The sequence below is a fragment of the Paraburkholderia hiiakae genome (assembly GCF_904848665.1).
GTDB lineage: Bacteria > Pseudomonadota > Gammaproteobacteria > Burkholderiales > Burkholderiaceae > Paraburkholderia > Paraburkholderia hiiakae.
The window spans coordinates 251331-264413 of sequence record NZ_CAJHCQ010000007.1 but is presented as its reverse complement, the minus strand read 5'-3'; the positions used below and the strand labels follow the sequence as shown (position 1 = coordinate 264413).

Annotated in this window: 10 protein-coding genes and 1 other RNA gene; 8 read left to right on the top strand and 3 right to left on the bottom strand. The window is 64.9% G+C overall.

Going from position 1 to position 13083, the window contains the following annotated elements:
- Position 1: 1 nt before the first annotated feature.
- Positions 2-2374: a DNA polymerase III subunit gamma/tau gene (gene dnaX / locus JMY28_RS16115; protein ID WP_201696915.1), complete on the bottom strand. Its 2373-nt coding sequence runs from the start codon at positions 2372-2374 to the stop codon at positions 2-4.
- Between the two features lie 219 nt (positions 2375-2593).
- An RNA gene (ffs, locus tag JMY28_RS16110) (signal recognition particle sRNA small type) lies at positions 2594-2692 on the bottom strand.
- Positions 2693-3147: 455 nt separating this feature from the next.
- Here ffs and trxA point away from each other — a divergent pair.
- The 8 genes from trxA to JMY28_RS16070 all read left to right on the top strand — a co-directional run bounded on the left by trxA (position 3148) and on the right by JMY28_RS16070 (position 12038).
- A complete protein-coding gene (gene trxA, locus JMY28_RS16105; RefSeq protein WP_027818380.1) occupies positions 3148-3474 on the top strand; it encodes a thioredoxin TrxA in 327 nt (108 codons plus the stop codon).
- A gap of 288 nt (positions 3475-3762) precedes the next feature.
- On the top strand, positions 3763-5025 hold the full coding sequence (rho, locus tag JMY28_RS16100; RefSeq protein WP_103705944.1) for a transcription termination factor Rho: 1263 nt from the start codon (positions 3763-3765) through the stop codon (positions 5023-5025).
- 162 nt (positions 5026-5187) lie between these two features.
- A complete protein-coding gene (locus tag JMY28_RS16095) occupies positions 5188-5739 on the top strand; it encodes a MerR family transcriptional regulator (protein WP_201696914.1) in 552 nt (183 codons plus the stop codon).
- Positions 5736-7292, top strand: a complete 1557-nt coding sequence (locus JMY28_RS16090; RefSeq protein ID WP_201696913.1) for an MFS transporter — start codon at positions 5736-5738, stop codon at positions 7290-7292. The genes JMY28_RS16095 and JMY28_RS16090 overlap by 4 nt, the downstream gene beginning before the upstream one ends.
- 35 nt (positions 7293-7327) lie before the next feature.
- On the top strand, positions 7328-8164 hold the full coding sequence (locus JMY28_RS16085; RefSeq protein WP_201696912.1) for a M90 family metallopeptidase: 837 nt from the start codon (positions 7328-7330) through the stop codon (positions 8162-8164).
- A 157-nt stretch (positions 8165-8321) separates the two neighbouring features.
- The gene (locus tag JMY28_RS16080) at positions 8322-8585 is read left to right on the top strand and encodes a type B 50S ribosomal protein L31 (protein WP_201696911.1); all 264 of its coding nucleotides are present in this window, start codon (positions 8322-8324) and stop codon (positions 8583-8585) included.
- A gap of 323 nt (positions 8586-8908) precedes the next feature.
- Entirely contained in the window at positions 8909-10663 is a 1755-nt protein-coding gene (locus JMY28_RS16075) for an ArnT family glycosyltransferase (RefSeq protein ID WP_201696910.1), read from the top strand.
- 7 nt (positions 10664-10670) lie between these two features.
- Complete coding sequence (locus JMY28_RS16070; protein WP_236596888.1) at positions 10671-12038, top strand: MATE family efflux transporter; 1368 nt, start codon at positions 10671-10673, stop codon at positions 12036-12038.
- A gap of 44 nt (positions 12039-12082) precedes the next feature.
- On the opposite strand, the gene lipA is transcribed toward JMY28_RS16070, so the two are convergent.
- Positions 12083-13081 (bottom strand): lipoyl synthase, encoded by a 999-nt coding sequence (gene lipA, locus JMY28_RS16065; protein WP_201696908.1) that lies wholly within the window; start codon positions 13079-13081, stop codon positions 12083-12085.
- Between the last annotated feature and the right edge of the window lie 2 nt (positions 13082-13083).

Below are 13083 nucleotides of genomic sequence, written 5' to 3'. Positions count from 1 at the left end.
ATCAGTGGGCGGCCTGACTGCCGCCCGATGCGGCTTCCGGCGCGACCGGCCGGATCGAGCCCGGCACGATGCTCGCGCCGAAGTCGCGAATCAGTTGCTGCACGAAGGGATCGGCGCCGATTTCGCGCTCGGCTTCGCGTTGACGCTGGGCGCGCTCTGCTGCGTCGATCGCGGCCGCCGTACGGCGTGCAGGGCCGACTTCCACGCTCACGTCGACGGTCTTGCCAAGACGCTCGGCGAGCGCCGCCTTGAGCTTCGCGACCTGCGAGGCTTCGGCGTACTGCGGCACCGGCACGCTCAGTTTGAGGAGTGTGCCTTCGAGCGCCGTCAGTTCGCTGTTGAAGGCGAGCTGGTACGAGATGCCCTTGAGCGAAAGCGTAGCGGCAAGCGCGGGCCAGTCGCCCGTGAAGCCGATCGGATCGAGCGGGATGCCCGGCGGCAGCTTGCTCACATCGACCACGGCCGGCGACGGCGTCGGCACCGAAGCAGCGGCGCGCGGCGCGGACGGCTCGCTGTCGTAGGCAGGCACGAAACCATCGTCGGGAGGCGCAAAATACGCGTCGTCGGCGCCGAGCGGCACGTAGTCGTCGGGCGGGATATCGTCCCACGGAGGCGCACCCGAGGCGTCTTGCTGCGCGTTGGCGTTGCGCGCCGGTTGGCGCGTCTGCGCTTCCTGCGCGGCGGCGGCACGGCGCGCAGGATCGGGCGTCGGCACCTTCACTTCCATGCGCGGCGCAGCCTTCGGCGCGGGCGCCGGGGCGGCCGCGCCGGCAGCGACAGCAGGGCCGCGGCCCGTAGGAGCGCGTATGCCCTTGCTGCGCAGCACGTCGAGCGCAGCGCTGGCTCCGCCGCGCGCGGACGCCGCAGCGGCAGGTTCTTCACGCGCTTCGGCTTGCGGCTCGGGCGCAGTGGCCGCGCTTTGAACGGATTGCGTCTCCTCTGCGGGAGCGGCAGCAGCCGGCTCGACTGCGGCAGCCGCCGCCGCTTGCGGCGCCGTGCTCACGTTCAGCGCAGACTCGCCCTCGTCTTCCCACGGAGGCACGACGCGCGCTTCGGCCGCGGGCCTGGCGAGCGGCGCAGGTGCACTCGCTTGCGGCTCGACAACGGGCGTCTTTGCCGGAGCGGCTTCTACTGCCGGCGGCACCGGAGCTGCCGCCTTCGGCGCGACCGGCTGCGCAACGGCAGGCTCCGCGCTACGCGCCGACGCCGCGACCGCAGCCGACGCACGTGCGCCCGTGCCCGCCACAGCGGGTTTCGAAGCCGGCGCACTGCCCACGCTGCCCGCGCTCACAGAAGGCTCGAACGCGAGCATGCGCAGGAGCGTCATCGTGAAGCCCGCGTATTCGTCGGGCGCGAGGCCGAGCTCGCTGCGGCCGAGGGTCGCGATCTGATAGAAAAGCTGGACCTGTTCCGGGCTCAACACCTCGGCAAAACGGCGGATCTCGTCGGCTTCGGGCCACTCGTCGAGCACCGACGAAGGCGCGAATTGCGCCCAGCCGATGCGGTGGAACAGACTCGCAAGATCCTGCAGCGCCGTGGAGAACGAGAGGCTGCGCAGCGCCATTTCGTCGGCGATGGCGAGCACGTTCGCGCCGTCGCCAGCGACGAGCGCGTCGATCAGGCGAATGAGATAGCTTTGATCGAGCGCGCCGAGCATGCCGCGCACCGCTTCTTCGGTGACCTGGTTGGCCGAATAGGCGATGGCCTGGTCGGTGAGCGAAAGCGCGTCGCGCATCGAGCCGTCGGCCGCACGCGCGAGCAGGCGCAGCGCCTGCAGCTCGAACTCGACCTTCTCCTCACCGAGAATGTGCGTGAGATGCTCGACGATGTTGCCCGCCGGCATCTGCTTCAAATTGAACTGCAGGCAGCGCGACAGCACCGTAACCGGAATCTTCTGCGGATCGGTCGTCGCGAGGATGAACTTCACATGGGGAGGCGGCTCTTCCAGCGTCTTCAACATCGCATTGAAGGCGTGGTTCGTGAGCATGTGCACTTCGTCGATCATATAGACCTTGAAGCGCGCATCGACCGGCGCATAGACCGCACGCTCCAGCAGCGCCGCCATTTCGTCCACGCCGCGATTGCTCGCCGCATCCATCTCGACGTAATCGACAAAGCGCCCTTCGTCGATTTCGCGGCACGCACGGCACACGCCGCACGGCTTCGACGTCACGCCGGTCTCACAATTGAGCGCCTTGGCGAAGATACGCGACAGCGTCGTCTTGCCCACGCCGCGCGTGCCCGTGAAGAGATACGCGTGGTGCAGGCGGCCGCCGTCGAGTGCATGCGTGAGCGCGCGCACCACGTGCTCCTGTCCGACGAGCGAAGCGAAATCCTTCGGTCGCCACTTGCGTGCGAGAACTTGATAGGTCATGCGGAAATTGTATCAGCAACGCCCGCGCGTTCAGATGAATCGAAAGGCGGCCAATACTTACCCCGCAGCCGCCGCGCAATGGCGCTAGCGAGCGATTACGGACGACGAAAACAGCGGCGACGAAGGCTTGAAAACACGACGAACGAAGAACTGCGTCGCGCACTCAGTGGCGCGGCAGGCATGTCGTATCTGAGGAAGAACTGGAAGAAAAAAGAGGAAGGTGACGAGCCTGACCCTCGGCACTGGCGGAAAACGGCTGTGGCTGCTTCGTTCCCGACCTGACCAGGTTGACCGCCCCTCCATGCGAGGAGGCCCGTCACGTCGCATTCTAACATCGGTCGCGCAGCAATGCGACTGCTGCAGTGCGAAAAAACGCGCCGAGCCGCTCCGGACATACTTGCGCGCCATGGGGAGCCCCCACTTGCAACGGCCCGCACCGCCTCCAGATAGCGTGCAGGAGCACGAGGTGTCGCACGAAGAGGCCCCCGCGAAAATGTTCGCGCCGCTGCCCGAATGTCCCGCCGAATGTGGCCTGGGGGACGGAAACCCTGCTTGCGGCATGAGTACTATCACCGTCGGCAACGCATAGGGATTTAGGCTACACTGGCGTCGGCATTTGGCTGGGCCACGTGGTTTTCGTGCGAATGGCGTGTGATTCGGACGTGTGACTCGGGTTCGGTCTGGCCGCCTTGGCGGCCCCGGATGAATTTTCAGTTCTGGTGTATCGTGGCGAGCAATTTACTCTGCCTCGAATCGAAAGAGGTATTCATACAATGAGCGAACAAATCAAGCATATCAGCGACGCATCGTTCGAACAGGACGTCGTGAAATCCGACAAGCCCGTGCTGCTGGACTTCTGGGCCGAGTGGTGTGGTCCGTGCAAGATGATCGCGCCGATTCTCGATGAAGTCGCGAAGGATTATGGCGATCGCCTTCAGGTCGCGAAGATCAACGTCGACGAGCACCAGTCGACGCCGGTGAAGTTCGGCGTGCGCGGCATCCCCACGCTGATCCTTTTCAAGAACGGCGCCGTGGCGGCACAGAAGGTCGGCGCACTCTCGAAGTCGCAGCTGACCGCGTTCCTGGACAGCCACCTGTAACTTCCTCGCTGGCCGCCCCCCTGCCCGGGCGCATCGTCCGGCCAGCAAGGGATTGAGCCACGCAAAGGTGCGTGTTGTCATGCGACAACACGCACCATAAAAACACGTCGAAACTTGCTGTCGGTCTTCACTGACGGTTTTTGGCGTGTGCTATGCTAGAATTCATAAAGCGTCTACCGGCGCCCTTATAAAGCTTCAAGCAAAGTTTCGCGCAAAAGTCCTTGAGCGGTTCCGCTCGCTTCTGTTCCCCCATTCTTTTCGTCGCATCCTCCCCGACGGGTTCTCCGTATGCATCTTTCCGAGCTCAAGTCTCAGCACGTGTCTGAATTGATCGAGATGGCCAATGGCCTCGAGATCGAAAATGCGAACCGCCTGCGCAAGCAGGAACTCATGTTCGCGATTCTCAAAAAGCGCGCCAAGACGGGCGAAACGATCTTCGGTGACGGCACGCTCGAAGTGCTCCCGGACGGTTTCGGCTTCCTGCGCTCGCCGGAAACCTCGTATCTCGCCAGCACGGACGATATCTATATCAGCCCGTCGCAGATCCGCCGCTTCAATCTGCACACCGGCGACACGATCGAAGGTGAAGTGCGCACGCCGAAGGACGGCGAGCGGTACTTCGCGCTCGTGAAGGTCGACAAGGTCAACGGCCAGGCGCCGGAGGCCTCGAAGCACAAGATCATGTTCGAGAATCTCACGCCGCTGCACCCGAACAAGGTGCTGCTGCTCGAGCGTGAGATGCGTGGCGAAGAAAACGTCACGGGCCGCATCATCGATATGATCGCGCCCATCGGCAAGGGTCAGCGCGGCCTGCTGGTCGCCTCGCCCAAGTCCGGCAAGACCGTGATGCTCCAGCACATCGCGCACGCCATCAAGCAGAACCACCCCGACGTAGTCCTGTTCGTGCTGCTGATCGACGAGCGTCCGGAAGAAGTGACCGAAATGCAGCGCTCGGTGGCGGGCGAAGTGATCGCCTCGACCTTCGACGAACCGGCTGCGCGTCACGTGCAGGTCGCCGAAATGGTGATCGAAAAGGCTAAGCGCCTCGTCGAAATGAAGCACGACGTCGTGATTCTGCTCGACTCGATCACGCGTCTCGCCCGCGCCTACAACACCGTTGTGCCCGCATCGGGCAAGGTGCTCACGGGTGGTGTGGACGCCAACGCGCTCCAGCGCCCGAAGCGCTTCTTCGGCGCCGCGCGCAATATCGAAGAAGGCGGCTCGCTCACCATCATCGGCACGGCGCTGATCGAAACCGGCAGCCGCATGGACGACGTGATCTACGAAGAGTTCAAGGGCACCGGCAACATGGAAGTGCACCTCGAGCGCCGCCTCGCGGAAAAGCGCGTCTATCCATCGATCAACCTGAACAAGTCGGGCACGCGTCGCGAAGAGCTGTTGATCAAGCCGGACATCCTCCAGAAGATCTGGGTGCTGCGCAAGTTCATCCACGACATGGACGAAGTCGAGGCCATGGAATTCCTGCTCGACAAGATCCGTCAGACGAAGAACAACTCCGAGTTCTTCGACATGATGCGCCGCGGCGGTTAAGGCCCTCGCCCGCTTGATTCATCGCAAAACGCCCGCGAATTCGCGGGCGTTTTTCTTTTCCGGCAGCACATCGTTTCACGTCACAACCTGTACGTGAACGTTCACGTTAAACTATAATGCGCGGCATGCCTTGATCGCCCCACGGCGAATAAAGAGTTCCCCATGCCCAAGGATTCCCCTGCGCTGCTCACGGTGCGCGACGCCGCCGAGCGGCTCAATGTCACGCCGCGCACGCTCAAATATTACGAAGAGCGTGGGCTCGTCAGCCCCTCGCGCAGCGAAGGCCGCTATCGGCTCTACGACGAGCACGACCTCGAACAGTTCTCGCGCATCCTGCGCCTGCGCGCGCTCGGTTTTTCGCTGCACGGCATCACCGAAATGCTCAAGCGGCCGCTCGAACAGGCCGGCGAAGGCCGCCGGCGCTATTCGCAAGAGTCGCTCCAGCAGATCGCCGACGCGCTTGCGCAGCAGATCGATACGCTGGACACGCGCATTGCGGCCGTGCGCCGCGAGTTGAAAGAGGCGCAGACGGTGCGCGCGGAGCTTGCCGACGACCTCGACTACCTGCAGCGGCGCCTGGCAGGCGAGCCGTCCGATCAACTGATCGAGCAGCGCCTCGCCGCCACTCGACGCCGCAAGGCGGCCGCGAGCGTCAAGGACGGCAACGCGGCAGAGCGTTCGGGCAAAGCGCGCGGCGACAACGAATCGGCATGAGCACGGCCCAGCCCCGCGAGCCGATCTTCAGCGCGGCGCGCCTGCGCGGCGACTTTTTCCCGTGGGTGCTCGCCCTCGCGACCGGCCTCGACTACTACGACAACGCGATCTTCTCGTTCTTCACGAGTCATATCGCAGGCGGCATCAACGCTTCGCCGGATGAGCTCGTCTGGTCGTCGAGCGCCTACGCCGTGTGCGCCGTTCTGGGCATCCTGCAGCAGCAATGGTGGGTGGAGCGCATGGGTTACCGGCGCTACGTGGCTAGCTGCCTGCTGCTCTATTCCGCCGGCGCGATCGCGGCGGCGCTGTGCGAATCGTCGATCGAACTCGCCTTCGCGCGTGGATTTCAGGGCTATTTCATCGGCCCGATGATGGGCACCTGCCGCATCCTCATCCAGATCAGCTTCACGCCGCAGCAACGCCCGGTCGCGACGCGCGCGTTCCTCATTCTTATCGTGCTCTCCAGCGCGCTCGCGCCGCTCGTGGGCGGCCAACTCGTCGCGCATTTCGACTGGCGCGCCCTGTTCGCCTTTTCCGCGCCCGCAGGCGTGCTCTATGCCGCGCTAGCCCTGCTCGCGCTGCCCGATACGGGTCACTTACTGCCCGAGGAACGCGGCGAAGCTCACTTCTGGCCGTATATCATCTTCGCGTTTGCGCAGGGCGCGCTGCAAATCGCGATGCAGCAGGTGCGCTTCGAACTCTTCAGCGCGTCGCCGGAAATCATCCTGCTCACGCTGGTCGGCATCACCGCGCTCGCCTGGTTCGGCTGGCACCAGTGGCATCATCCAAAGCCGCTCATGCGCCTGCACGCGCTGCGCGAGAAACCGTTCCAGGTGGGCCTGCTGCTCTACATGGCCTATTACTACCTGAGCACGGCGCTCAGCTACCTCGTCTCGCGGCTGCTCGAAGGCGGATTCAACTACCCCGTCGAAAATGCCGGCCGCCTAACCGGCGTCACGTCGCTTATCTCGGCCGGCGCGCTTTTTTTCTACTTCCGGTACGCGAAGCTCATCACGCACAAGAAGTGGATCATCGTGCCCGGCTTCGTGCTCTCGGCGTTCATCTCGCTCTGGATGACGCGACTCACGCCGCAAGCAAGCGATGCCTGGCTCATCCCGCCGCTGCTGCTGCGCGGGCTCCTGCTGCTCTTCATCGTGCTGCCCGTCGCGAACCTCACGTTCCGCATCTTCGCGATCGAAGAATTCACGCACGGTTACCGCTTGAAAAACATCGTCCGACAGTTGACGATATCGTTCGCGACCGCCACGGTTATCATCGTCGAGCAGCACCGGCTCGCGCTGCACCAGGCGCGGCTCGCCGAATTCGTGAATCCGTTCAACCCGGCATTTCAGAGCACCTATGCCACGCTAACGCATTCGTTCGAACTCATGGGCCGGTCCGCGAGCGAAGCGCACGGACTCGCGCTCGCACAGGTGAGCCGCATGGTCGCGCAGCAGGCGAGCTTTCTGAGTTCGCTCGACGGGTTTTACTTCCTGATCGGCGTGGCGGTGTGCGGCGCAATCTTCGCCGCGTGGCAAAAGCAAATCGACTGAACGACATTCAGACGCACGGGAAGACACACCCAGCGATGCTCTCGAAACTCTCTCACTGGTTCGGCGCGCGCCGCCGCGAAAAAGCGCTGCGCACCTACGCGATCGACGACGCGCTTTGGCAGGCTACGCTCGCCGGCCTGCCGTTCCTCAAGCACCTCGACGCCGCCGACCTCGTACGCCTGCGCGAGATGACGAGCCTTTTCATCGCGCAAAAGGAGTTCTCGACAGCACACGACCTCGAACTGACCGACGCGATGACGGTGGCGATCGCCGCGCAAGCGTCGCTGCCTGTGCTCAATCTTTCACTCGACCTCTACAAGGGCTGGGTGGGCGTCGTCGTCTATCCGGGCGAATTCGTGATCCGCAAAACCGTCGAGGACGATGATGGCGTGGTCCACGAGGTCGAACACGACGCGAGCGGCGAAGCCTGGGAAGGCGGCCCCGTGATCCTCTCTTGGGAAGACGCGCAGATGACCGATGGCAGCGACGCGTACAACGTCGTGATCCACGAGTTCGCACACAAGATCGATATGCTCAACGGGGAGGCCGACGGTCATCCGCCCCTCTTTCGGCGCTGGCATGCGCCGCTCGACGCGCAAGCGTGGGCCGACGTGTTCGACAACGCCTACGACCAGTTCTGCGACAAGGTGGACGCCGTGCCGGAGCGCCGCTGGGCGCGCTTCGAGCGCGATTCGTTGATCGATCCCTATGCTGCCGACCATCCGTCGGAGTTCTTTGCGGTGTGCAGCGAGGCCCTTTTCGCCAAGCCGAAGGCGTTCGAGGCGGAATATCCCGAGCTTTACCGGCTGCTTGCGCGCTACTACCGCCAGGACCCGGCACGCGTGGGCGCACTGGCCGCCCCGCCGGCCTGAAACCTGTTGCGCTGGGTCCTCAAAAATTCGCCAACCGGCTGATTATCTGGCATAATCGCTGTTTTTCGACCCTTGGGTAAGTGGCTCGCGCGGGCAAAGTCGGCAACATGGTGTTGCAGGCACGCGGGTTGGCTACCGCCAGATTTAAGGAATAACCATGAAAGAAGGCATTCACCCGAATTACCGCGAAGTCCTGTTCATCGACGTTTCGAACGACTTCAGGTTCGTGACCCGCTCGACCATCCAGACGCGCGAAACCGCCGAATTCAACGGCAAGACCTACCCGCTCGCGAAGATCGAAGTGTCGTCGGAATCGCATCCGTTCTACACGGGCACGCAAAAGATCATGGACACGGCAGGCCGTGTCGAGAAGTTCAACAAGAAGTTCGGCGCACGCGCCACGGGCAAGGCCGGCAAGTAAGCACCTCGCCGCACCGGCTTCTCGCCGGTCCCGCATTGAACGTGCACAAAAAGGGCAGCATACGCTGCCCTTTTTTGTTGCCTGCGCCACCGTTGCGCTGTCCCGGCAGCCAGGCGTGTGCGACTTACTGCCCCTTATCAGATGTTTCCGTGGATTAACACGCGGCTAACGCCGTGACGCGCCGTCGCCGGCCCGGCTAGAATGCCGGATTGCTCCGTGGCGCCCTGCCGGGTGTACCATCTGCCGCCGCGGATGCCCGCTTGCCCCCGCGTGTAAGCCACCCGCTCGAGCACGCCCGGTTTATCCGTCTCCCTTCGTACTGCATGAAGCCAGCCATTCGACTGACCGCCTCCGCCACCAGCGCCCTGCCGCGCTGGCTGCTGCTGACCATCTGTATTGTCTTTGCGGCGTTCGGCCTCTTTGGCCGCGACCCGTGGAAGAACGAGGATGCGGCGGGCTTCGGCGTGATGTGGACGATGGCGGGCGGCACCTCACACGACTGGCTGCTGCCGAATCTCGTCGGCAAGTACGTGACCGAGAACGGTCCGCTCGGCTACTGGCTGGGCGCCGCCTGCATTCGTCTGTTCGCACCATGGGTCGACGCCAGCAACGCCTCGCGCATCGCCACGGGCGTGCTGTTCTGTCTCGCGTGCGCGTTCGTCTGGTACAGCGCGTATCTGCTGGGCCGGCGCCCCGAAGTGCAGCCGTTCAAGTACGCGTTCGGCGGCGAGCCCGAGCCGCGCGACTATGGTCGCACCCTCGGTGACGGCGCCTTGCTCGTTCTGCTGGGATGCTTCGGGCTCGCGGAGCGCGGTCACGAAACCACGCCGCAGCTCATGCAGTTCGTGGGCATCGCCATGGTCGTGTACGGCATCGTGCGCGCCATCGACAAGCCGGTTCAGGGCGCCCTTTGGTGGGGCCTCGCGCTCGGCATCGTGATGCTATCGAGCGGCCCCGTGCTCGTGGGCGCGCTCCTCATCGGCACCTTGGCCATGCTCGGCATCGCCCCGGAAACACGCTCGCGTTGGCTCCTCGTGGCCGGTCTGCCCGTCGCGCTCGTGGTGTCGGCCTCGTGGCCGCTGCTGGCGCTGCACCTTTACCCCGACGACGCCGTCTGGTTCCTCAACCAGTGGGCGCACACCAACGTCAACGCCTTCGCGGGGCCGCCGGGCTACGTGCTGCGCTACGCCGCCAAGAACCTGCCGCTCTTCACCTGGCCCGCGTGGCCGCTCGCGATCTGGGCCTTCGTGAGCTGGGCCGGACTGCGCCGCAAGCCGCACATCGCGATTCCGCTGTCGGTGATTGTGCCGCTGCTCATCCTCGTGATCGTGCAGAGCCACGAATCGAACCGGCTCTTCATGCTCGTGCTGCCCGCGCTTTCGGTGCTCGCGACCTTCGCGCTGCCCACACTCAAGCGCGGCGCGATCAACGCGATCGACTGGTTCGCCGTGCTGAGCTTCACGATTCTCGGCACCTTCGTGTGGCTCGTGTGGCTCGCGGGCATGACGGGCTTCCCCGCACCGCTCGCGCGCAATCTCGCGCGTCTCGCGCCCGGCTTCGTGCCGCAGTTCAAGATTCTTTCGTTCGTGTGCGCGGTGGCCGTCACCGTGTGCTGGATGGCGCTCGTGCAGTGGCGCGTGGCGCGTCATCCGAAGGTGCTGTGGCGCAGCGTCGTGCTCTCGAGCGGCGGCACCACGCTCATGTGGGTGCTGCTCATGACGCTCTGGCTGCCAGTCGTCAACTACAGCCGGACCTACAAGGACGTCGCCGAGCAGATCGCCGCGCACCTGCCCGCCGACTATCAGTGCATCTCGCCCGTGCGCCTCGGCGACGCGCAGATCGCCACCTTCGCGTACTTCGGCAAGATGCACTTCGCGTTCAACGAGGACTGCGACGTGATCCTGCGCCAGGACACACAGGACTACGGCGAGCCGAGTTCGATGCCGGACTACGTGTGGAAGCTCGTGTGGGAAGGCCGCCGCGCCGCCGACCGCGACGAGCGCTTCCGCCTGTACGTGCGCGTCGACCGTCCGACGCCGCCGCTCAAGAAGCATGTCTGGCGCAAGCGTCCGGACTGAGGCCGCAGTGACGACGACTTTCGTCGGCGACGTCCGGCGCATCGCCGCGCTGGCGTGGCCGGTGCTGATCGGCCAGCTCGCGATCATCGCGTTCGGCGTGATCGACACCGCGATGGTCGGCCGCTACTCGGCGCTCGACCTCGCAGCGCTCGGTCTGGGGTCGTCGATCTACATCTCGGTCTACATCGCCCTCACCGGCATTCTCAGCGCGCTGCAGCCCGTTGCGGCGCAGCTCTACGGCGCGCGCAAGGACACGGAGATCGGCGTCGAGGTGCGCCAGGCGTTCTGGCTTGCGCTCGTGCTGATGGTGATCGGCTTCGCGATTCTCTACTTTCCCGGCCCGCTGCTCGACCTCGCGCGCGCGCCCGAGGCGCTGCGCGAGCGTACCGTCGGCTATCTGCGGCTGCTTTCGTTCGGGCTGCCGGCGGCGCTGGCCTTTCGCATCTATAGCTCACTCGCCAATGCCGTGGGGCGGCCGCGCCTCGTCATGTTCCTGCAAGTCGGCGCGCTCATGCTGAAGGTGCCGCTCAACACATGGCTCATCTTCGGCGGCCTGGGCGTGCCCGCGCTCGGCGGCCCGGGCTGCGCGCTCGCGAGCACCTCGATCAACTGGGCGCTCGCGTTGTGCGCGGCCGTCGCGTTCACGCGCGTCGACGTATTCGCGCCGTTCGAAATCTTCAAGCACTTCTGCTGGCCCGAGTGGAAGCGCCAGGCCGAACTGCTCAAGCTCGGCATTCCGATGGGGCTTTCGTACCTCATCGAAGTGACGTCATACACGTTCATGGCGATCTTCATCGCGCGCATGGGCACGACCACGCTCGCCGGACATCAGATCGCCGGCAACATCGGCGCGGTGCTCTATATGACGCCGCTTTCCATCGGCGTGGCGACCTCGACGCTCGTCGCCCAGGCGCTGGGCGGCAATCGCCCGGCCGAGGCGCGTACGCTCGCGCGGCACGGCGTGGCGACAGCCGTGGCGATTGCCTGCTGCTATGGCGCGATCGTGTTCGTGCTGCGCCCGCTCATCATCGGCGGCTACACACCGGACCCCGCCGTGGCGATCGCGGCCATGCCGCTCGTCGCCATCGTCACCTGCTATCACGTGTTCGACGCACTGCAGATCACAACCGCCTTCGCTTTGCGCGCCTACAAGGTCGCGGTTGTGCCGACCATCATCTATGCGGTCGCGCTCTGGGGCGTGGGGCTTGGCGGCGGCTACGCGCTGGGCTTCGACGTGACCGGCACGATGCCCGCCTGGGCAACGGGCGCTCGTGGGTTTTGGCTCGCCAACATGGCTAGCCTGTTGATTGCGGGTGCCGGACTGCTGTTTTATCTCTCGAGGGTGAGCACGCGATTTTTGCGTGGGGGCGCGTAGCCTGTCGCCGCGAGATGCGCTTGGCGGTTAGTTGCAAACACAGATCACCCCGACTCGGCCTGCCGCGCCGCCTCCACTGTCTGCGCCGCGTGATAGGAGGAACGGACAAGCGGCCCGGCCACGACCTCGCTAAACCCCATCGCGAGACCCGCCGCGCGCAACCCGGCAAATTCGTCGGGATGCACATAGCGCTTCACCGGCAAATGAAACTTCGACGGGGCGAGATACTGCCCGATCGTCAGCACTTCTACGCGATGCTCGCGCAAGTCGCGCATTGTCGCGAGCAACTCATCGTCGGTTTCGCCCAGCCCCACCATCAGCCCCGACTTCGTGACGAGCGCAGCGTTCGCCGTTTTGGCGCTCGCCAGCAGTTCGAGCGAGCCGCGATAGTCCGCACCCGGCCGCGCCGCGCGATAAAGCGAGGGCACGGTCTCGATGTTGTGATTGAACACGTCGGGCCACGCGAGCGAAAGCGCGTCGAGCGCGCGCCCAATTCGGCCACGAAAATCGGGCGTCAGCACCTCGACGCCGATCCCCGGCACACGCTCGCGCACCTGTGCGATACAGCGCGCGAAGTGCGCCGCGCCGCCGTCGCGCAAGTCGTCGCGATCGACCGATGTGATCACGACGTGACGCAAGCCCAGCGCCGCGACCGCCGCCGCGAGATGCGCGGGCTCTTCGTCGTCGAGCGGCACGGGCCGCCCGTGTGCGACGTCGCAGAACGGGCAGCGCCGCGTGCAAAGGCCGCCCATGATCATGAAAGTCGCGGTGCGCTGCGCAAAGCATTCGCCGATGTTCGGGCACATCGCTTCTTCGCATACCGAATGAAGCCGGTGTTCGCGCAATACGGCTGCCACGCCCGCCACGGTCTCGCTCATGAGCGGCCGTGCGCGCAGCCAGGGCGGCTTCGGCAAGACCGCGTCGCGGCCGGAAGGCGGCACGATCTTCACCGGAATCCGCGCAAGCTTCTCGCGACTGCGTAGCCCCTCCTGACCAAGCGCCGTGCTCGACACAGCGGACGTCCGGGACGTGGCGGCCTCCATGC

Bases quoted from the DNA above. Each gene is read 5' to 3' on its own strand.
- rho (WP_103705944.1), top strand. From the start codon at position 3,763: ATGCATCTTTCCGAGCTCAAGTCTCAGCACGTGTCTGAATTGATCGAG.
- JMY28_RS16085 (WP_201696912.1), top strand. From the start codon at position 7,328: ATGCTCTCGAAACTCTCTCACTGGTTCGGCGCGCGCCGCCGCGAAAAA.
- dnaX (WP_201696915.1), bottom strand. From the start codon at position 2,374: ATGACCTATCAAGTTCTCGCACGCAAGTGGCGACCGAAGGATTTCGCT.
- trxA (WP_027818380.1), top strand. From the start codon at position 3,148: ATGAGCGAACAAATCAAGCATATCAGCGACGCATCGTTCGAACAGGAC.
- lipA (WP_201696908.1), bottom strand. From the start codon at position 13,081: ATGGAGGCCGCCACGTCCCGGACGTCCGCTGTGTCGAGCACGGCGCTT.
- JMY28_RS16095 (WP_201696914.1), top strand. From the start codon at position 5,188: ATGCCCAAGGATTCCCCTGCGCTGCTCACGGTGCGCGACGCCGCCGAG.
- JMY28_RS16090 (WP_201696913.1), top strand. From the start codon at position 5,736: ATGAGCACGGCCCAGCCCCGCGAGCCGATCTTCAGCGCGGCGCGCCTG.
- JMY28_RS16075 (WP_201696910.1), top strand. From the start codon at position 8,909: ATGAAGCCAGCCATTCGACTGACCGCCTCCGCCACCAGCGCCCTGCCG.
- JMY28_RS16080 (WP_201696911.1), top strand. From the start codon at position 8,322: ATGAAAGAAGGCATTCACCCGAATTACCGCGAAGTCCTGTTCATCGAC.